This is a genomic window from Actinomadura sp. NPDC047616, from assembly GCF_040642915.1.
GTDB lineage: Bacteria > Actinomycetota > Actinomycetes > Streptosporangiales > Streptosporangiaceae > Spirillospora > Spirillospora miaoliensis.
Genome location: NZ_JBEYTB010000007.1, coordinates 188,593 through 207,060 on the forward strand (window position 1 = coordinate 188,593; position 18,468 = coordinate 207,060).

Sequence of the window (18,468 nt, forward strand, 5' to 3'; positions counted from 1 at the left end):
CTACTCCTGGGCTGCGGGCGGGAGGAGGACGCCGGGGTTGAGGATCCCCGCCGGGTCGAGCCTGCGTTTGACGGCGCGCAGCACGTCGACGCCGAGGGGCCCGATCTCGCGCTCGTACCAGGCGCGGTGGTCGGTGCCGACCCCGTGGTGGTGGGTGATCGTGCCGCCGGCGGCCAGGATGGCGTCGCCGGCGGCGTGCTTGGCCTTCTCCCAGTGCGTCACGGCGTCGGCGCCCTGGGCGGACACGACCGTGAAGTACAGCGACGCCCCGGCCGGGTACACGTGCGAGATGTGGCACATGACCAGAGGCGGCGTGCCCTGGGCGGTCAGGGTGGTGGTGAGCGTGTCCCTGACGGCCGTGTACAGCTCCGGCAGGCCGGACCAGAACGCGGCCGTCTCCAGGGTCTCGGCGAAGGCGCCCACGTCCAGCAGCGCGTCGCGCAGGTAGGGGGCGTTGTAACGGCCGTGTTCCCATGACCGGCCCGGCCCGGGGCCCAGGGGTTCGCCGCCCTCGTCCTCCAGCACGGCGCGCACCTGGGCGCGGCGGTCGGCGATCTCCTGGGGCGCGCCCTCGAAGCCGACCACGGCCAGGCATCCGGACGCCTCCCCCAGGCCCTCCCCGATGGCGTCCGGGTCGGCCAGGCCCACCATGGTCTCGGCCTCGTCGGACAGCCGCAGGACGGTCGGCTGCGGGCCGTCCTGGGCGATCCGCCGCAGCGCCGTGCCGCCCTGGGCGAAGGAGGCGAACCGCCAGCCCTCGTAGGCGTGCGCCTCGGGGGCGGGCCGGATCCGCACCGTCACCGACGTGATCACACCGAACGCGCCCTCGGAGCCGAGGACGAGCTGACGCAGGTCCGGGCCGGCCGCCGACCGGGGCGCCCGCCCCAGGCGCAACGTGCCCTCGGGCGTGGCCACCGTCAGCGCGAGCACCATGTCGTCGAACCGCCCGTACCCGGCCGACGCCTGCCCGCTGGAGCGCGCGGCCGCGAAGCCTCCGATCGACGCCCATTCGTAGGACTGCGGGAAGTGGCCGAGGGTGAAGCCGCGTTCGCGCAGCAGCGCCTCGGCCTGGGGGGCGCGTAGCCCCGGTTGGAGCACGGCGGTGCGCGACACCGGGTCGAGGTCGACGAGCGCATTCATGCGGCGCAGGTCCAGGGCGACGAAGGCGTCGAAGGGTCCGTGCGGGGTGAGGCCGCCCACGACCGAGGTGCCCCCGCCGAACGGCACCACCGCCGTGCGCCGCCGCGCGCACACCCGCAGCACGGCCAGGACGTCCTCGTGCGAGCCCGGGAGCACGACCGCGTCCGGCGCGTCAGAGGTCTCCCCGGCCCGCATGCGCAGCAGGTCGGGGGTGGACTTGCCGCGCGTGTGCCTGATGCGCGTCTCCGCGTCGGCACGGACGTGCTCGGCGCCCCCGACCGCTTCGGCCAGGGCGGCGAGAGTCTCCTCGCCGAGGCGCGAGGCGGGGACCGTGACGTCCTCCAGGCGTGGCGGCACGGCCTCAGCGGGACGCACGCCGAGCAGGTCGCGCAGCAGGCGTACGGCGCCGTCCGGCAGGCGCGTCGCCCTGGCCGGGTCTCCCCACCCGCTCCACCGCATGTCCGGGGTGTCCACCGCGCCTCCCTGCGCCCTCGACATGCTTACACTGTGACATATGGCGTCTAATCGTAACAAGCCAACCGACGACGCGGTGCTGGACGCGGCCCGCGACTGCGTGCTGGCGGTCGGGGTGCGCCGCACCACGCTGACCGACATCGCGCGCCGCGCCGGGGTGTCGCGCATGACGCTCTACCGGCGCTGGCCGGACGTGCGCACGATCGTCGGCGACCTCATGACCCGGGAGTGGATCGGCGTGGCGGCGGCCGCGCAGCCGCCCGAGGACGGCCGCCCGGTCCGCGAACGGCTCGTGGACGCCCTGGTGGAGGGGGTGCGCGCGTTCCGGGCCCATCCCCTGCTGCGCAAGATCGTGGACGTCGATCCCGAGCTGCTGCTGCCGTACGTGCTCGACCGGCGCGGCGCCAGCCAGGAGGCCTTCCTGGAGTTCTTCGAGACGGCCCTGCGCGCCGGGCACGCCGACGGCACCATCCGGCGCGGCCATCCGGCCCGGCAGGCGCGCGCGCTGCTGCTGGTCGTCCAGTCGTTCGCGCTGTCGGCGCCGACCATGACCGACGACACCGACCCCGGCCTGTCCATGGACGCCCTGGACGCCGAGCTGCGCGACATCCTGGAAAGGACCCTGGCGCCATGAGCACGTCCCTGTCCGCCGCGCGCAGGGCCCGGGAACTGGACGACCTCCCCGGCAAGGTCGTGGACGTCCTGGTGGTGGGGCTGGGTGTCACCGGGGCGGGCGTGGCCCTGGACGCGGCCTCACGCGGCCTGTCCGTGGCGGCGATCGACGCACACGACCTGGCGTTCGGCACGTCCCGGTGGAGTTCGAAGCTCGTGCACGGGGGGCTGCGCTACCTCGCCTCCGGGCACGTGGACGTCGCCTACGAAAGCGCCGTCGAACGCGGCATTCTCATGGAGCGCACCGCCCCGCACCTGGTGCGCGCCCTGCCGTTCGTGCTGCCGCTCACGCCGATGGTGGGGCGTGCCCAGACAACCGTGACCCGCGCCGGGATGCACGCGGGGGACGCCCTGCGCCTGGCCGCCGGCACCCCACGGGCCGTCCTGCCCCGCCCCCGCCGCCTGTCGGCCACCGAGACGTTGCGCCTGGCCCCTCCCCTGCGTCCGTACGGGCTGCGCGGAGGACTGCTGTCGTGGGACGGGCGCCTTGCCGACGACGCACGTCTGGTGACCGCCATCGCCCGTACGGCGGCCGGACTGGGCGCGTCCATCCTCACCCGCTGCCGCGCCCTGGCCCTGGGCGGAGACGGGGCGCACGTACGCGACGAGCTGTCGGGCCGCGAGTTCACCGTGCGCGCGCGGGCCGTGGTCAACGCCACCGGCGTCTGGGCGGGCGAACTGGTCGGCGGGGTGCGGCTGCGCCCGTCCCGGGGCACGCACCTGGTGCTGCGGTCGACGGCGTTGCCCGGCCTGTCGGCGGGGCTGCACCTGCCCGTGCCCGGGGAGCGCAACCGGTTCGTCCTGGTCATCCCCCAGGAGGACGGACGCGTCTACGTCGGCCTGACCGACGAGCCCGTCGACGGCCCCGTCCCGGACGTGCCCGAGCCGACCGAGGCCGACATCGGGTTCCTGCTCGACATCCTGGACTCGGCCCTCGACGTCCCCGTGACCCGTGATCAGGTGGCGGGGGCGTTCGCCGGGCTGCGCCCGCTGCTGGACGACGGTCAGGGGAGCACCGCCGACATCTCCCGGCGGCACACCGTGCTGACCTCACGCGACGGCGTGGTCACCGTCGTCGGCGGCAAGCTGACCACCTACCGGCGGATGGCCGAGGACGCCGTGGACGCGGCCGTCGCGTCCGCTCCCCGGCTGGACGCCGGCCCGAGCCGCACCGCGCGCCTGCCGCTCGTCGGCGCCGCCCCGCCCGCCCGGCTGGCGGCCCTGGACGCGCCGCGCCGCCTCGTGCGGCGGTACGGCACGGAGGCGCCGCTCGTCGCGGCACTGGCGCGCGAGGACGCCACGCTGCTGGACCCGGTGCTGCCCGGCCTGCCCGTGCTGCGCGCCGAACTGGCCTGGGCGGTGCGGCACGAGGGCGCGCTGGACGCCGGCGACCTGCTCGACCGCCGCACCCGCATCGGCCTGGTGCCGGCCGACCGCGCCGCCGCACTGCCCGCCGCGGAGGCCCTCCTCTCGGTGGTGTGACGAAGCTCGGCGTGACGAAGCTCGGCGTGACGAAGCTCGGCGTGACAAAGCTCGGCGTGACAAAGTTGGGCATGCGAAGCGCGGGTGACGAGTGCGCGTGCATGGGCAAGCGTGACGTCACCGTACGGGCAGCACGGCCAAGCTCGCAGGTAAGACGCCGAATCCGTGGCCGAGAGGCGACGGCGGCGCCGGAAACGGCGCACCACCGGGTCATCAAAGATCAAATCCAGGGTATGAGGTGATTCATGTCTCCTGGTGACCCGGGGGTTGATTAGGTTAACCTAACCTAATCGCGTTATCGATCAACGGGGGTCCCACGTGACGCGCCGGAACAGTTGCGCCCACTGCCCGGGCAGCCACTCGGGCGAGCGGTCGTGCCTGGCGAGCGCGACCACCAAGGCGCGCGGCTGGCTGCTCGTCGAGCACCCGGGCCCGTGGCCCGAGCGCGTCGAGCAGGGGCTGCCCGGCCACCCCGCGATCTCCGAGGCCGTGCGCGCCGCCCAGGCCGCGGGCGTGCGGCCGCAGCTCATCCGCAGGTCCGGACGGCGCCGCCGCATCCCGCCCGTGCAGGTGTACGTGGGCTACTCCCACGGCGAGCGGGTCTGGCTGGAGGGACGCGAGCTCGCCGACCCCGCCGAACTGGCCGACCTGGACCTGGCGGCGGTCGCCGCCGGGACGCCCCCCGGGTTCGGCGAGCCGGTCACCGACCCGTTGCTGCTGGTGTGCGCGCACGGCCGGCGCAACGCCTGCTGCGCCCGCTACGGCGCTCCGCTCGCACGGAAACTGACGGCACGTTTCGACCCTTTTGTATGGGAAACGACCCACGTCGGCGGTGACCGTTACGCAGCGAACCTGGTATGTCTCCCACACGGCGTGTACTACGGCGATCTCGGCCCCGACGAGGCCGTGCGGGCCGTGGACGCCTACCTGCGGGGCGAGGTCCTGCTGGACCGGCTGCGCGGCCGTGCCGGGCTCCCCGAACCGGCGCAGGCCGCCGAGCACTTCGTGCGAGCGCACACCGGGATCCGCGGCGTGACGGCGGTCACCGTGGAATCGGTGTCGGGAACATCTCCGTACGAGGCGGTGGTTGTTGTAGGCGAGAGGCGTTACCGGATCGTCGTGGAGCGCGTCGAGCAGACCGGTCCATGCGGTGCGGAGTGTCAAGAGAACCTCGGAACCTACGTTGTTAGGGAACTCACCCTTCTCAACGAGGCGGCCCTCGTGTAATCTCTCGGAGGCCCCATTCGAGGGTCTCCCTTGCCGCACGCGGCCCTCTGTCCCGGAACACAACCGGGCGGGGAACAGAGCGGCAACTCCAGACGTTGGACCTCTCGGCGCTGCTGACGCACGTCTTGTAGCACGTCGAGCGTCCATGTCCCGAAATTGCTCAGCAAAACCAACCAAGGTGGGTGTTCCATGGCTCAGGTACGTCGTCAGGCAAACCTCCCTCGTCCCAGCTGGGGCTGGCAGGACGCCGCGGCGTGCCGGGGGGAAGACCTGGTGCTCTTCTTCGGACCCGACGGCGAGCGTCAGCCCGAGCGTGAGATCCGTGAGCGCAAGGCCAAGCAGATCTGCATGGGCTGCCCCGTGCGCACCGAGTGCCTGGACTACGCGGTGTCCCGGCCCGAGAAGTACGGCACGTGGGGCGGCCTGAACGAAGACGAGCGCGCCTCGGAGCGCCGTCGCCGGATGCGTCGCGCGAACGCCGCCTGAGGCGATCTCCGCCGGACGCCAGATCGCTGCGTCGCGCACCCCGGCACGCCACCGGAAAACGTACGGCCCCGCACTGCGGGGCCGTTTGCGTTGCCCGCCCCTGAAAACACCCGACGTCTTTCATCACATGTCCGTCACATGTACGTCACGGTGCCGCCGAAAACACCACGCGAGACGCGAATGCGGAGTATGGCGTGAACGCAATACACGATGACGCCCCGGCGTGTGATCAATTTACGCGAATTCGCGCCTCCCGCCATTCCCCGGCCGGCTTCCCACGCCCGTCCGGCCGGCTTCCCACGCGCGTCCGGCCGGTTCACTCGGCGAGGCGGGCGCGGTCCAGCCAGGAGATGACGTCGGCGTCGGTCAGCTGCTCGAAGTCCCGGTACCACTGGCCCACCGCGCGGAACGACCACGGCGCCGCCAGCACCGCGACGTCGTCCGCCTCGGCGTCCATCGCCCGGACGGTCTCGGCGGCGCCCACCGGCACCGCCAGCACCAGCCGCGCCGGGCGCCGCGCCCGCACGGCACGCAGCGCCGCGCGGGCCGTGCCGCCGGTCGCCAGCCCGTCGTCCACCACGATGACGGCCCGTCCCGCCAGGTCGGGCAGGGGCCGCTCGCCCCGGTAGGCGCGCACCCGGCGGTCCAGCTCGGCGCGTTCGGCCTCGACCGTGGCGGCGAGGTCCTCCTCGTCCAGCGACAGGCGGTCCAGCAGGTTCCGGTCGAACACCGGCTCGCCGCCCTCGGCGATGGCGCCCACGCCCAGTTCCGGCTGGAACGGATAGCCGATCTTGCGGGTGACCAGGACGTCCAGCCGGGCGGGCCGGTCCGGGAGCGACAGCCGCCGGGCGATCTCGTAGCCGACCGGCACGCCGCCGCGGGGCAGCGCCAGCACCACGGCCCCTTCCAGCCCCATCGGGACCAGCCGCTCGGCCAGGAGACGGCCCGCCTCGGCGCGGTCGGTGAACGGCAGCCGGACGCTCTGGGTTCCGGAACCCGCGCCACGCGCGGCGCCCCCGCCGGTCCTGTTCCAGGGCATCGGCGCCCCCCTCCCGGGGTCGCGGACTTCGCCTGTCCCTTGACCTGTGCCCTACCCAGCCTCGCCGGGTTATCGAGCCGCCCGGCCTCGTATCGGACCGTCAGGCGGCGTATCGGGCGGTCAGGCGGCGTCGTCGGCGCAGGCGAGCCAGCGCAGGGGGTTGTCGTGGACGAGCCGCGTCAGCGTGTCCTCGTCGGCCCCAGCGGCGCGCAGCGCGGGCAGGAACACCTCGAACAGGTAGCCGTAGCCCGCGCCGCCGTAGCGGCGCACGTGCGTCATCCGGGACACGCCCGTGCTCAGCAGCACCCGGTCGCCCAGCCCGGCCTCCAGCAGCTCCATGACGGCGCGCACGCGGGCGCCCAGGGCCACCGGGTCCTCCCCCGCCAGGCCGAGCGAGCCGAACGACACGTACGCGCCCGCCTCGGCGATCTTGCGGGGCATGGCGGGGTCGTCGGCGAGGTCCTGGCGTCCGACGGCGACGCGGTGCGGCTCCAGGCCCGCGCCGGTGAGGATGTCCAGCTGGGCCGCCCCGGCACGTCCGCAGGTCGCCACCGGCAGCCCGGAGTAGCGGGCGGCGCGGGCGGCGGCGCGCAGGCACCGCTCCTCGCGCTCGGTGGGCGCCTCGCCCCAGGTGCCGATCTCGCCGATGACGCCGGGCAGCGCGTTGGTGCCGTCGATGCCGAAGCCGATCTCGGCGAGGAAGTGCTCGGCCAGCCGCTCGACGTCGGCGTCGCCGACGAAGGCGGGGTGGAACGGCTCGGTGAACACGCCGGTGCCCGCCACCACCGCGACCCGCGAGCCGGCGCTGACGCGGGCCAGGGACGGGGCGCTGCGCCCCATTCCGGCGCAGGTCAGGTCCACGACCAGAGCCAGCTCGCGGTCGGCGCGCAGCTCCGACAGCTCGATCATGACCGCCTTCTCCTCGTCCAGCCACCGCCGCGGGTCGGAGGCCAGCAGCGCGGGACGGGCCGGCCACCGCAGGTCCAGCCGCAGGTGCTCGTGCGGCAGGACCGGCCCGGTGACGGCGGAGACGGGGACGGCGCCGGTCACCGTGCGGATCCGGCCGCCGTTCTCCTCATGGAGGGTCATGTCACGCGAGGTTACGACATGTTTGGCCAATTCCGACTATTAGCCAGCACAGTTTTTACCCGACGAGGTGTTTAGCGGCTCGCCGGCCGCGGTGGCGGCACGGGCCCGGGCGGTGTCGCCGCTCGGCCAGCGCCGGTCGATCTCGGCGTTGAGCGCCGCGCCCACCAGCACCGCCAGCGCCGCCACGTACAGCCAGGCGAGCACGGCGATCGACGCCGACAGCGGCCCGTACACCGACACCCCGCCGCTCAGCGACCCGCTCAGGTACAGCCGCAGCAGGAACCCGCCGACGATCCACACCAGCAGCGCCATCACCGCGCCCGGCACCTGCCGCCACCAGGACGTCCGCACCGGGACGCTCATGTGGTACAGCAGCGCCAGGAACAGGATCGACAGCGTCACCACCACCGGCCAGTACGCCAGCAGGACGTACCCGGCGCCCTCCGGCAGCGCCCGCCGCAGCAGCGCGGGCCCGGCCACCAGCAGGGGGAGGACGATCAGCATGACCACCAGGCCGACCAGGTAGAGGAAGAACGCGCGCAGCCGGGTGCGCACCACCCCGCGCACGCCCGACAGGCCGTAGGCGATCGTGATGGTGTCGACGTAGACGTTGGTGGCGCGCGAGCCCGCCCACAGCGTGAACAGGAAGCTCAGCGACACGATGTTGGGGCTGCCGCCGCGGATCACCTCGTCGATCAGCGGGACCACCACGGAGTGGACCGCGGGCCCGGTCAGCACGGTCTCGGCCCGCGCGATCACCCAGGTGCGGACCTCCTCGACGGTGCCGGGCCCGAGCAGGCCGCGCAGGTGGCCCATCAGCCCGACCAGCCCGATGACCAGGGGCGGCAGCGACAGCAGCGCGAAGAACGCGGCCTCGGCGGCCAGGCCCGTCACCCGGTAGCGGAAGGCCGCGACGGCCGTGTCCCGCACCAGCCCCCAGGCGACCGCGCGGACGGCCGGACGCTCCCCGGCGGGGCTCGCCGTCGCATCGCCGGCGGGCTCGCCTGCCGGGTTCGCCGACGCATCGCCGGCCGGCTCGCCGGCGGGTCCGCCGGCCACGGGGGCGGACGTCTCCGGACGTCGTCTCAGCCGCATGGCGCGTGCCCAGGCCCGGGGACGCAGGTTGCCCAGCCTGAACACGCTGGTCATGCCCACCCACCGTAGGGTGTATTCCGTCCAGGCCATGGCACACCGCCCAAATTCGCACTCCGCGTCGCACGTTCCGTGATCGGACCGTTACGTGCGGGGCGGGCGGCCCTCCCCCACCGTCGCGGGCGCCGCCGCCGTCCGTCGTGTCCGTTCCGCTTGGTCCGCGTGGTTCACACCGTTCGACGCGCGCCGCGCCCGGCCCGCCCAAGATCATTTCGAGTGTGGTCCACGGCGCCCGCGGCGGCTCCGGGTGCCCCCGCGCATGCATCGCGGCCCATCGGTGACAATGGAGGGGTGATCTGTGCGGCGTGCCGGGAGCACCGCCACGGCGAGTGCCGTGGCGGCTCGTGGTGCGACTGCCAGCACCTGGCCGCCCCCGCGACGCCGGAACGGCGGAGCCGCCGCGACGACGCGGCGGGCGCCGACCGCGCGGACGCGTCGCCGGCCGCCGAACCGCGGGTGAACTGGAGGCGGCAGGGGTGACCGGTCCGGCCGTGATGATCGTCCGCCGCCCGCGTCCGCATGCCGGACGCAACTGGACATGCCGCGAGAGGGCGTGTCAAAGTGCTGATATGACTGCTGCGGACCCGTTGCTGGTGATGCGCCGGCACGTCGACTTCCTCCGCGTCCGCAGCGCGATCTGTCGGTGACGCCCCGACCACGCCCCCCTTTTTTTCCCGCGGGTGCGTGGTGCCCCGGCGTCACGTGTCACCGCCTTACGCTCAGCGTCGAGCCCGGCCTTCGCGACCGCCGGTGCGCCATGCGTCCGCCCCACGCCACCGAACGCCCTGACCGACAAGGACGCGCGCCGTGCCACCAGCGACCAGACGCAAGCGAGGCGAGGGCCAGTGGGCCCTCGGCTACCGCGAGCCGCTGAACAAGAACGAAGAGAACAAGAAGAACGACGACGGGCTGAACGTCCGCCGCCGGATCATCGACATCTACTCCAAGCAGGGGTTCGACTCCATCGACCCGGCCGACCTGCGCGGCCGGTTCCGCTGGTACGGGCTCTACACCCAGCGCCGTCCCGGCATCGACGGCGGCAAGACCGCCGTGCTGTCGGACGAGGAGCTCGACGACCGCTACTTCATGCTGCGGGTGCGCATCGACGGCGGCCAGCTCGACGCCGCGCAGCTGCGCACCATCGCCGACATCTCGGTGAAGTACGCCCGCGGCACCGCCGACATCACCGACCGGCAGAACATCCAGCTGCACTGGATCGAGATCGAGAACGTCCCGGCGATCTGGGAGGCGCTGGAGGCGGTCGGGCTGTCGACCACCGAGGCCTGCGGCGACACCCCGCGAGTGATCATCGGCTGTCCGCTGGCCGGGATCGCGGCCGACGAGGTGATCGACGGGACCCCGCAGATCCGCGAGGTCGCCGAGCGCTACATCGGCTCGCCGGAGTTCTCCAACCTGCCGCGCAAGTTCAAGACGGCGATCTCCGGGTGCGGCGCGCACTGCACCGTGCACGAGATCAACGACGTCGCGTTCGTCGGCGTGGTCAACGACGAGGGCGAGGTCGGCTACGACCTGTTCGTCGGCGGCGGGCTGTCCACCAACCCGATGTTCGCCCGGCGGCTGGGCGCGTTCGTGGCGCCCGAGCGGCTGCCCGAGGTCTGGGCGGGCGTCACCTCGATCTTCCGCGACTACGGCTACCGGCGGATGCGGCACCGCGCCCGGATCAAGTTCCTGATGGCCGACTGGGGCCCGGAGAAGTTCCGCGAGGTGCTGGAGAAGGAGTACCTGGGGTACGCGCTGCCCGACGGGCCGCCGCCCGCCCCGCCGCTGCCGCACCGCGACCACGTGGGCGTCCACCCGCAGCGGGACGGCCTCTTCTACGTCGGGTTCGCGCCCAGGGCGGGCCGGGTCAACGGCGAGCTGCTGCACACGATCGCCGACCTGGCCGAGCGGTACGGGTCGGGCCGGGTGCGCACCACCGCCGAGCAGAAGATGGTGATCCTGGACGTCCCGGCGGAGAACACCGAGCCGCTGGCCGACGAGCTGGCCCGGCACGACCTGCAGGTGCGCCCGTCCACCTTCCGCCGCCAGACGATGGCCTGCACCGGCATCGAGTACTGCAAGCTGGCGATCGTCGAGACCAAGCAGCGGGCCATGGACCTGATCGACGAGCTGGAGAAGCGGCTGCCCGACTTCGACCAGCCGCTGACCATCAACGTCAACGGCTGCCCGAACGCCTGCGCCCGCATCCAGGTCGCCGACATCGGCCTGAAGGGCCAGCTGGTGGTGGACGAGAACGGCGACCAGGTCGAGGGCTTCCAGATCCACCTGGGCGGCCAGGTCGGCGCCTCCTTCGGCAAGAAGGTGCGCGGCCTGAAGACCACCTCCGCGGGTCTGACCGACTACGTCGAGCGGGTCGTGCGCAGGTACGACGAGCAGCGCCGAGACGGCGAGAGCTTCGCCGACTGGGTGGGGCGCGCCGACGAGGCCGACCTCAGGTAGCGGGCGCGGGCGCGCAGCCGTTCCCGGCAGCCGCCCCCTCGCGGCCGACCTTTTGCAGCCGATCTTTGTAACCGAACTCACAAGGCCATCGAGCAATGAGCGAACGAGCGGCGCCGTTCTACTGCCCGTACTGCGGCGAGGAGCGCCTGCGACCGCACGAGGAGGACGGGACCTGGGCGTGCGGGGACTGCCTGCGCGTCTTCAGGCTGAAATTCCTCGGCGTCGGGGACGCGCGGGCGGCCGAGCGCCGGACACACAAGGAGACTTCCCCGTGACACTGCTGGAGACCGACAGACCGACCCTGGACCTGGAGGACGTCGTCGCCTCGGCCGCCGAGGCCCTGGAGGGGGCGTCCACGCTCGAGATCATCCGCTGGGCGGTGGCGACCTTCGGCGACCGCATCTGCCTGACGTCCTCGATGTCGGACGCGGCGCTGATCCACCTGGTGTCGAAGGTCAAGCCGGGCATCGACGTGCTGTTCGTCGACACCGGCTACCACTTCGCCGAGACCATCGGCACCCGGGACGCGGTGGAGGCCGTCTACCCGGTCAACGTGATCAACGTGACGCCGTCGCGGACCGTGGCCGAGCAGGAGGCCGCGCTGGGGCCGCGGCTGTACGGGCGCAACCCCGACCTGTGCTGCCACCTGCGCAAGGTGGAACCGCTGGGCAAGGCCCTGGAGGGCTACATGGCCTGGTTCAGCGGGATCCGCCGCGAGGAGACCGCCAGCCGCCGCGCCCGCAGGGTCGTCGAGTGGGACGGGCGGCGCGGCATGGTCAAGGTGAACCCGATCCTGCACTGGTCCCAGGAGGACATGGACAACTACATCGCCGACAACGGCGTGCTGGTCAACCCGCTGCACTACGACGGCTACCCGTCGATCGGCTGCGAGCCCTGCACCCGTCCGGTGGCGCCGGGCGAGGACCCGCGGAGCGGCCGGTGGGCCGGGACGGGCAAGACCGAATGCGGCATCCATCTGTGACGACGCCGGTGGGCACGGGTCCGGCGCCGATGGTCGCGGTGGCGCACGGCAGCCGCGATCCGCGCGCCGCCGCGACCGTCGAGGAGCTGCTGGCCGCCGTGCGGGGGCGGCGGCCGGGCCTGGAGGTGCTGACCTCCTTCCTCGACCACGCGCCCCCGGCGCCCGCCGGGGTGCTGGACGGGCTGGCGCGGCGCGGCGCGGGCTCGGCCGTGGTGCTGCCGCTGCTGCTGACGGCGGCGTACCACAGCAAGACCGACGTGCCGGGGGTGCTGGCCCGCGTCCGGGCGCTGCACCCCCGCCTGGGGCTGCGCACGGCGGCCACGCTGGGCCCGCATCCGCTGCTGGTGGCGGCCCTGGAGCGGCGGCTGGCCGAGGCCGGCGTGCCGCCCGGCGATCCGGACACCGCCGTGGTGCTGGTGGCGGCGGGGTCCAGCGACCCGTCGGCGAACGCGACGATCTGGGCGATGGCGCGCGAGTGGCGGTCGCGGGGCTGGCGCGGCGTGGTGCCGGCGTTCGCGTCGGCGGCCCGTCCGACGCCCGGCGAGGCGGTCGCGGCGCTGCGGGACGCCGGCGCGCCGCGCGTGGCCGTGGCGTCCTATTTCCTGGCGCCCGGGTACTTCGCCGACAGGGTGCGGGAGGAGTCCCTGGCGGCCGGGGCGGACGCGGTGTCGCCCGTCCTGGGCGCCGCCCCCGAGCTGGCCGACCTGGTGCTGCACCGCTACGACGAGGCGGTCGCGCACTCCGGCGCGGTCGCCGTCTGAGAGAACGGTCACGCATACCGCCGTCAGGGCGGGTATGCGGTGGTGCATGACTGAACGCGAGGATCTGGGCCACGAGCCCGAGGAGACGCGGGACAGGCGGTTCGCACCGGTCACCCGGGGCGGCGACGCGCGCGGCCGGACCGGCGAGGACCGGCCGCCCGAGGTGCCGGGCGAGGGCAGCACCGTCCCCCGCGAGCAGGGCATGGCCCGCCAGGAGGACGAGGTCAGCGGTACCGGCGTGCCGGGCGTGGACGTCGGGCAGCCCGACTCGCTGACGCCCGACGAGGAGGGCGTCCGGGAGGCCGAACGCCACGACGACACCCGCTAGCCGGGCCGTGTCCTCACCGTCCATAGCCGCCCGAGCCGGGTGGCCAGGGTGAGGCGGCCTGGCAGGAGCGGGCGTCGTCGCACCGTGTCGGCCCCGGCGCCCGGCGGCGGCCGGCTCCTCGCAGGCGACGTTCGGCCTGCGGAGCGCCACTGCGCGATCAGCGGCGTCCAGTCGTCGGGGGCCGCGTTGTCACGCGGTCGCCGTGCTGTGGTTCGCCGACGCGGCGGACGCGGTCCTGGAGGGGAAGTGGGGCAGGATCTCCTCTGCCAGTTCGTGGAGCACCTCCTCGACGGGGCGGTCGCCGGGGCGCAGGTTGAAGGAGACGTGGGCGACCCCGAGTTCGCTCATCGCGTGCAGGTGGTTCCGCAGGGCGTGCCGTCCGGTGCGCAGCCCGAGGCGGATGGGGGTGGCCGGGGTGGCGGGGTCGGCGGACAGGTCCAGCTGCATCGGTGTGAGATACGGCTTGCCGGTCCCCTCGGTCAGCTGCCGCCACTCTCGCGCCTTGAGCCGCAGCACCTCCAGCGGGCGGGGGTAGTTGAGTGAGGCGTCGGCGTTCTCGGCGATCCATTCCAGGGACTGCTGTGCGTGCCCGGCGACGGCGAGGGGGATGGTCGCGCCGGTCGGTTTCGGGAGGACGTCGAGCCCGCGGTCGGCGTGCAGGCCGAGGTGCGGCAGGGAGATGCCCTGCCGCGGCGGAGGGGCGGACCAGGCGGCGCGGAGGATCTCGACGTTCTCGCGGAAGGTGCGGCCTCGGGCATGGAAGTCCTCGCCGAAGAGGGGGTATTCGACGGGGCGGTCCCCGCTGGCGAGGCCGAGCACGAACCGTCCGCCGGACAGCACGTCGACGGTCGCCGCGGCCTTGGCGACCAGCAGCGGACGGCGCAGCGGGAGGACGACCGCGGCGGTGCCGAGCACGGCCCGCTCGGTGATCGCGGCCAGATGGCCGAGGTGCGTGAACGTCTCGAAGACCGATCCGGCGTCGCCGAACTGCTGCGGATCGTACAGGGGGACGTCGCGCACCCACAGCGCCGCGAAGCCGAGTTCGTCCGCGAGCCGCGCGAGCCTGGCGTGCTCGGTGAGCCGCGGGACGCCGAAGGGGCGGCCGGCCTGGCGGTCGGCGTGCAGCCGTGTCGGGCCCCAGTCGTTGTCGAGGGGGAGTTCGAGACCGATCGTCAGCCGGCCGGCCGGGTCGACCAGGCGTTCCAGGGCGGTGGGGAGGGCGGCGGGCATGGCGGACAGGCACCTTTCGGACGGGAAGCGGCGGAACGGGAGAGGTGACGGACGCCGGCGCGGGCGGGAGGGGCGGCCCGCCCGCGCCGGGTCAGGGGACGGTGCCCGGCCCTCAGTTGAAGGTGTCGGGGTCCGGGCCCGTGCGCAGTCCGCGGTCGAGCGCGGCGATCGCGTCCATGTCGCCGTCCGAGAGCGCGAAGTCGAAGACGTCGATGTTCTCGCGGATCCGGGCGGGCGTGACCGACTTGGGGATCACGATGTTGCCGAGCTGCAGGTGCCAGCGCAGCACCACCTGCGCGGGCGACTTGCCGTGCCGTTGGGCGATCTCGACCAGCGAGGGTTCGTCGAGCACCGCGCCCTGGGCCAGCGGGCTCCACGCCTCCGTGGCGATGCCGTGGTCGGCGTGCAGCGCGCGGAGCTCCCGCTGCTGGAGGCCGGGGTGCAGCTCGATCTGGTTGACCGCGGGCACCAGGGAGCTGCCGTCCATCAGGCGCCGCAGGTGCGCGGGCTGGAAGTTGGAGACTCCGGCGCTGCGGATCCGGCCGTCGGCCGCCAGCCTCTCCAGGGCCCGCCAGGTGTCCCGGTACAGGTCGCGGGCGGGGGTCGGCCAGTGGATGAGGTAGAGGTCCACGTAGTCCAGCCCCAGCTTGGCGAGGCTTCCGTCGAACGCCTTGAGGGTCGCGTCGTAGCCCTGGTCGGCGTTCCACAGCTTCGTCGTGATGAACAGGTCCTCGCGGGGAAGGCCCGAGGCGGCCACGGCCCGGCCCACGCCCGCCTCGTTGCCGTAGACGGCGGCGGTGTCGATGGAGCGGTAGCCGGCTTCCAGCGCGGCGGTGACGGCGGCCGTGGTCTCGTCGTCCGGGACCTGGAAGACACCGAAGCCGAGCTGCGGGATCTCGACGCCGTTGTTGAGCGTGACAGTGGGAACTGCGGTCATGGTGAGTGCTCCTCGTGCGGAGTGCCGGCACTGCGGCGGATTTCTCGGTGACGATGTGTCGGGGATGGCTTGGGAGGGTCTTCGGCGGAGCCGGGCGCGGCCCTGCGGGCGCCGGGTCAGCGCCGGGCGCTCGGCACGTTCCCGCCGGTCGCGGACGCCGCGGCGACGCGGCGGGACGATGGGGCGCGGCGGTCGAGGAAGGCGGCGAGGAACGACAGCAGCAGGGCGGTGCCCGACAGCAGCGCGCCGACCCAGTTCGGGGAGGTGTAGCCCAGTCCGGCCGCGATGACGATGCCGCCGAGCCAGGCGGCCAGTGCGTTGCCGAGGTTGAAGGCGCCGATGTTGGCGGCGGAGGCCAGCGTGGGGGCCGCCGCCGCCTGGTCGAGCACCCACTTCTGCAGCGGGGGCACGGTGGCGAAGCCCAGCGCGCCGATGAGCGTCAGGGTGACGGCCGCGAGGAGCTTGTCGTGGGCGGTCGCCGTGAACGCCAGCAGGGCGAGGGCGAGGGCGCCGAGCGCGGCGAAGAGCATGGGCATCAGGGCCTTGTCGGCGAACCTTCCGCCGAGCAGGTTGCCCGCGAACATGCCGATCCCGAACAGGACGAGCAGCCAGGTGACCGCGCCGGCGGAGTAGCCGGCTACCTCGGTCATCATCGGCGCGATGTAGGTGATGGCGGCGAACACGCCGCCGTATCCCAGGACCGTCATCGCCATGGCCAGCCAGACCTGGACGTTGCGGAAGGCGGCGAACTCGGAGCGGACGCCGTCCCCCTTGGGCCTGCCCGTCTCGGGCACCAGCCCGGCCACGCCGAGCAGCCCCACCACACCGAGTGCCGCGACGATGGCGAAGGTGACTCGCCAGCCCGCGGCCTGCCCGATATAGGTGCCGAGCGGGACGCCGACGATGTTGGCGACGGTGAGGCCCATGAACATCAGCGAGATGGCGGAGGCGCGCTTCTCCGGGGCGACCAGGTCGGCGGCGACCACCGAACCGATGCCGAAGAACGCGCCGTGGGCCAGCGAGGCGATGACCCGGCCCACCAGCATGACCCCGAAGACCGGCGCGACGGCGGAGAGCACGTTGCCGACCACGAACAGCCCCATCAGCAGCATGAGCATCTTCTTGCGGGACACCTTGGTGCCCATCACGGTCAGCAGCGGCGCGCCGAGGACGACACCGAGGGCGTAGCCGGTCACCAGCCATCCGGCGGTGGGGATCGAGACATCGAAGTCGCCCGCGACCTCGGGCAGCACACCCATGATCACGAACTCGGTGGTGCCGATCCCGAAGGCCCCGATGGCCAGGGCCAGCAGCGCGAGAGGCATGCTAAGCACCCTTCAGATGATTGCACAAGCATCTAACAGGCGCCCACAATATTTGCATACGCCGGATAAGTGCAAACGCTGGATGGTGTGATGGATGTCAATCGTCGCGTGCAACTACCGGGCGGCGGGCACGCTAGGCGGTCCCCGGCCGCCGACCGCGGTGCCCGACGCCGGATCAGCGCAAGGGCGAGCGGCGGCCCTCGTCGGCCACGCCACGACCGCGACGCCGAGGCGGAGGAGATGCAAGTCCCGGCGGCAGGTGCCCCGCTCTGAGCCGCTTCGCCATGCTCGCCGCGCTCCCGGGTACGGGCGGTCGCCCTCAGACGGGCGCGTGCAGCGTTTCGACGGCCTTGACCAGCGGGGCGAGTTCGGGGTTCTGCGCGGCCTCGTCGAGCGCCTGCCGCAGGGCGGCCTCGTTGGTGGGACGCGCCTCGGCGAGGAGCTTCGCGCCCGCCTCGCTGACGTCCGTGTAGATGCCGCGGCGGTCGGTGGGACACAGGTAACGGGTCAGCAGGCCGCGGCCCTCAAGGCGCGTGACCAGCCGTGTGGTGGCGCTCTGGCTGAGGGCGACGGCGTCGGCGACCTGCTTCATCTGCAGATGTCCGCCGGGGCCGTCGTGCTGCCGGCTGAGGACGTCCAGCAGCGAGTACTCGCGCACGCTCAGGCCGTGCCCGCTCTGCAGGGCGTGTTCGATGCGGGCCTCGATCTTCCCGTGGAACAGGGACAGCGTGCGCCAGCCCTGGGCGAGGACGGTGGGCGCGGGGTCCTGAGTGGTCATCGAGCCTGGTCCTCCGTCCCGGTGTCACTGACGTCCAGGATAGGACATGACCCGAACTAATCGGCGTGTGCATGTATACGGCACATGCAAGTAGTGCTGACGCATCCGACGACCGCCCCGGTGACCGGCGGGAGGGCCGTCAGCCGTCGGGGCCGGCTCCGGGGCCGTGCCCCCCGCCCCGGGAGCGGCGCTCCTGCCACCAGGACGCCAGGGCGCGGCGCACCGGGGCGTGGTGCTCGTCGTCGACGATCTTGATGTCGCCCATGACGGCCTTGGCCCGCACCCGCACGACCGGCACCTGCAGGCCGGGCGGCACCTCCCGCACGGCGACCTTGCGGTCGCCCATGACCGCGTAGCCGGTCAGCTCGACCCGCACGCCGTCCGGCACGATGATCCGCACGTCCCCCATCACGGCGGTGACGCAGACCTCCACCTGGCCGGTGGGGACCTGCGCCTCCCGCAGGTCGAGCACGACGTCGCCCATCACCGCGTGGGCCTCCAGCGCGTCGCTGATGCGGCCGGAGATCCGCTCGTCGCAGTCGCCCATGAAGGCGTGGAAGCGGCGCGGCGCGGGCAGCGCGGGGTCCGCCCCGGGCGCGCCCATCGCGGGCAGGTCGGCGGTGATGCCCTCCAGGTCCGCGCGGGTGACGGCCAGGTACGCCTTCTCGGTGCGCTCGGTCAGCTCCGCGAAGGTCAGCCGGCCCTCCACGGAGGCGACGCGCAGCCGCTCGACGGCGGCCTCGCGCTCGGCGTCCGACACGCGCGCCGGTGCCTGTCCGCGGTCCGGGCGGGACGTCGGCGCCTGGCGCGAACTCTGCTGCGGGGTGGAGTCGGCCATGTGTCAGACGTTACGTGACATCGCCCGTCGTACCCTCCGCCGCCCGGACGAGTTTTCCCCGCCCTCAA

The 18,468-nt window shown here is 73.3% G+C and carries 19 protein-coding genes; 10 read left to right on the forward strand and 9 right to left on the reverse strand.

The features are described 5' to 3' along the window. Complete coding sequence (locus ABZ801_RS18695) at positions 1-1,599, reverse strand: FAD-binding oxidoreductase (RefSeq protein ID WP_360699532.1); 1,599 nt, start codon at positions 1,597-1,599, stop codon at positions 1-3. Between the two features lie 55 nt (positions 1,600-1,654). Between ABZ801_RS18695 and ABZ801_RS18700 the strand changes: the two genes are divergently transcribed. From ABZ801_RS18700 to ABZ801_RS18715, 4 genes are all read left to right on the forward strand, one after another. Continuing rightward, complete coding sequence (locus ABZ801_RS18700; RefSeq protein WP_360699143.1) at positions 1,655-2,248, forward strand: TetR/AcrR family transcriptional regulator; 594 nt, start codon at positions 1,655-1,657, stop codon at positions 2,246-2,248. Beyond that, positions 2,245-3,768, forward strand: coding sequence for a glycerol-3-phosphate dehydrogenase/oxidase (locus ABZ801_RS18705; protein ID WP_360699145.1), 1,524 nt, complete (start codon positions 2,245-2,247; stop codon positions 3,766-3,768). Before ABZ801_RS18700 ends, ABZ801_RS18705 begins: the two co-directional genes overlap by 4 nt. A 318-nt stretch (positions 3,769-4,086) precedes the next feature. Then, the gene (locus tag ABZ801_RS18710; protein WP_344956344.1) at positions 4,087-4,995 is read left to right on the forward strand and encodes a sucrase ferredoxin; all 909 of its coding nucleotides are present in this window, start codon (positions 4,087-4,089) and stop codon (positions 4,993-4,995) included. A gap of 189 nt (positions 4,996-5,184) precedes the next feature. Further along, positions 5,185-5,481, forward strand: coding sequence for a WhiB family transcriptional regulator (locus ABZ801_RS18715; protein WP_021600082.1), 297 nt, complete (start codon positions 5,185-5,187; stop codon positions 5,479-5,481). A gap of 316 nt (positions 5,482-5,797) precedes the next feature. Here the strand turns inward: ABZ801_RS18715 and ABZ801_RS18720 are convergent, their stop codons facing one another. The 3 genes from ABZ801_RS18720 to ABZ801_RS18730 all read right to left on the reverse strand — a co-directional run bounded on the left by ABZ801_RS18720 (position 5,798) and on the right by ABZ801_RS18730 (position 8,758). Then, positions 5,798-6,520 carry a phosphoribosyltransferase family protein gene (locus tag ABZ801_RS18720; RefSeq protein ID WP_344956342.1) on the reverse strand — a complete coding sequence of 241 codons (723 nt, stop codon included), beginning with the start codon at positions 6,518-6,520 and terminating at the stop codon, positions 5,798-5,800. Between the two features lie 120 nt (positions 6,521-6,640). Then, positions 6,641-7,609: an aryldialkylphosphatase gene (locus tag ABZ801_RS18725; RefSeq protein ID WP_360699147.1), complete on the reverse strand. Its 969-nt coding sequence runs from the start codon at positions 7,607-7,609 to the stop codon at positions 6,641-6,643. A gap of 39 nt (positions 7,610-7,648) precedes the next feature. Next, positions 7,649-8,758: a YihY/virulence factor BrkB family protein gene (locus tag ABZ801_RS18730; RefSeq protein ID WP_360699149.1), complete on the reverse strand. Its 1,110-nt coding sequence runs from the start codon at positions 8,756-8,758 to the stop codon at positions 7,649-7,651. 294 nt (positions 8,759-9,052) lie between these two features. Between ABZ801_RS18730 and ABZ801_RS18735 the strand changes: the two genes are divergently transcribed. The 6 genes from ABZ801_RS18735 (at position 9,053) to ABZ801_RS18760 (ending at position 13,292) form a co-directional block, all read left to right on the forward strand. Then, positions 9,053-9,241: a hypothetical protein gene (locus tag ABZ801_RS18735; RefSeq protein WP_360699151.1), complete on the forward strand. Its 189-nt coding sequence runs from the start codon at positions 9,053-9,055 to the stop codon at positions 9,239-9,241. Between the two features lie 327 nt (positions 9,242-9,568). Next, positions 9,569-11,221, forward strand: coding sequence for a nitrite/sulfite reductase (locus ABZ801_RS18740; protein WP_360699153.1), 1,653 nt, complete (start codon positions 9,569-9,571; stop codon positions 11,219-11,221). 95 nt (positions 11,222-11,316) lie between these two features. Continuing rightward, complete coding sequence (locus tag ABZ801_RS18745; RefSeq protein ID WP_344956332.1) at positions 11,317-11,496, forward strand: Insertion element protein; 180 nt, start codon at positions 11,317-11,319, stop codon at positions 11,494-11,496. Continuing rightward, on the forward strand, positions 11,493-12,203 hold the full coding sequence (locus ABZ801_RS18750; RefSeq protein ID WP_344956331.1) for a phosphoadenylyl-sulfate reductase: 711 nt from the start codon (positions 11,493-11,495) through the stop codon (positions 12,201-12,203). Before ABZ801_RS18745 ends, ABZ801_RS18750 begins: the two co-directional genes overlap by 4 nt. Continuing rightward, positions 12,185-12,964 carry a sirohydrochlorin chelatase gene (locus ABZ801_RS18755; protein WP_360699156.1) on the forward strand — a complete coding sequence of 260 codons (780 nt, stop codon included), beginning with the start codon at positions 12,185-12,187 and terminating at the stop codon, positions 12,962-12,964. The genes ABZ801_RS18750 and ABZ801_RS18755 overlap by 19 nt, the downstream gene beginning before the upstream one ends. A gap of 46 nt (positions 12,965-13,010) precedes the next feature. Beyond that, positions 13,011-13,292: a hypothetical protein gene (locus ABZ801_RS18760; protein ID WP_360699158.1), complete on the forward strand. Its 282-nt coding sequence runs from the start codon at positions 13,011-13,013 to the stop codon at positions 13,290-13,292. 189 nt (positions 13,293-13,481) lie between these two features. Here ABZ801_RS18760 and ABZ801_RS18765 read toward each other — a convergent pair whose 3' ends face one another. From ABZ801_RS18765 to ABZ801_RS18785, 5 genes are all read right to left on the reverse strand, one after another. Then, positions 13,482-14,522 (reverse strand): LLM class oxidoreductase, encoded by a 1,041-nt coding sequence (locus tag ABZ801_RS18765; RefSeq protein ID WP_360699160.1) that lies wholly within the window; start codon positions 14,520-14,522, stop codon positions 13,482-13,484. Positions 14,523-14,634: 112 nt separating this feature from the next. Beyond that, positions 14,635-15,459 (reverse strand): aldo/keto reductase, encoded by an 825-nt coding sequence (locus ABZ801_RS18770; RefSeq protein ID WP_360699162.1) that lies wholly within the window; start codon positions 15,457-15,459, stop codon positions 14,635-14,637. Between the two features lie 116 nt (positions 15,460-15,575). Next, positions 15,576-16,784: an MFS transporter gene (locus tag ABZ801_RS18775; protein WP_360699164.1), complete on the reverse strand. Its 1,209-nt coding sequence runs from the start codon at positions 16,782-16,784 to the stop codon at positions 15,576-15,578. Between the two features lie 319 nt (positions 16,785-17,103). Further along, positions 17,104-17,562 (reverse strand): MarR family transcriptional regulator, encoded by a 459-nt coding sequence (locus ABZ801_RS18780; RefSeq protein ID WP_360699166.1) that lies wholly within the window; start codon positions 17,560-17,562, stop codon positions 17,104-17,106. 139 nt (positions 17,563-17,701) lie between these two features. Continuing rightward, positions 17,702-18,400: a DUF1707 domain-containing protein gene (locus tag ABZ801_RS18785; RefSeq protein WP_360699168.1), complete on the reverse strand. Its 699-nt coding sequence runs from the start codon at positions 18,398-18,400 to the stop codon at positions 17,702-17,704. Positions 18,401-18,468 lie beyond the last annotated feature (68 nt).

Bases quoted from the DNA above. Each gene is read 5' to 3' on its own strand.
- ABZ801_RS18695 (WP_360699532.1), bottom strand. From the start codon at position 1,599: ATGCGGTGGAGCGGGTGGGGAGACCCGGCCAGGGCGACGCGCCTGCCG.
- ABZ801_RS18700 (WP_360699143.1), top strand. From the start codon at position 1,655: ATGGCGTCTAATCGTAACAAGCCAACCGACGACGCGGTGCTGGACGCG.
- ABZ801_RS18705 (WP_360699145.1), top strand. From the start codon at position 2,245: ATGAGCACGTCCCTGTCCGCCGCGCGCAGGGCCCGGGAACTGGACGAC.
- ABZ801_RS18715 (WP_021600082.1), top strand. From the start codon at position 5,185: ATGGCTCAGGTACGTCGTCAGGCAAACCTCCCTCGTCCCAGCTGGGGC.
- ABZ801_RS18720 (WP_344956342.1), bottom strand. From the start codon at position 6,520: ATGCCCTGGAACAGGACCGGCGGGGGCGCCGCGCGTGGCGCGGGTTCC.
- ABZ801_RS18725 (WP_360699147.1), bottom strand. From the start codon at position 7,609: ATGACCCTCCATGAGGAGAACGGCGGCCGGATCCGCACGGTGACCGGC.
- ABZ801_RS18730 (WP_360699149.1), bottom strand. From the start codon at position 8,758: ATGACCAGCGTGTTCAGGCTGGGCAACCTGCGTCCCCGGGCCTGGGCA.
- ABZ801_RS18745 (WP_344956332.1), top strand. From the start codon at position 11,317: ATGAGCGAACGAGCGGCGCCGTTCTACTGCCCGTACTGCGGCGAGGAG.
- ABZ801_RS18755 (WP_360699156.1), top strand. From the start codon at position 12,185: ATGCGGCATCCATCTGTGACGACGCCGGTGGGCACGGGTCCGGCGCCG.
- ABZ801_RS18760 (WP_360699158.1), top strand. From the start codon at position 13,011: ATGACTGAACGCGAGGATCTGGGCCACGAGCCCGAGGAGACGCGGGAC.
- ABZ801_RS18765 (WP_360699160.1), bottom strand. From the start codon at position 14,522: ATGCCCGCCGCCCTCCCCACCGCCCTGGAACGCCTGGTCGACCCGGCC.
- ABZ801_RS18770 (WP_360699162.1), bottom strand. From the start codon at position 15,459: ATGACCGCAGTTCCCACTGTCACGCTCAACAACGGCGTCGAGATCCCG.
- ABZ801_RS18775 (WP_360699164.1), bottom strand. From the start codon at position 16,784: ATGCCTCTCGCGCTGCTGGCCCTGGCCATCGGGGCCTTCGGGATCGGC.
- ABZ801_RS18780 (WP_360699166.1), bottom strand. From the start codon at position 17,562: ATGACCACTCAGGACCCCGCGCCCACCGTCCTCGCCCAGGGCTGGCGC.
- ABZ801_RS18785 (WP_360699168.1), bottom strand. From the start codon at position 18,400: ATGGCCGACTCCACCCCGCAGCAGAGTTCGCGCCAGGCGCCGACGTCC.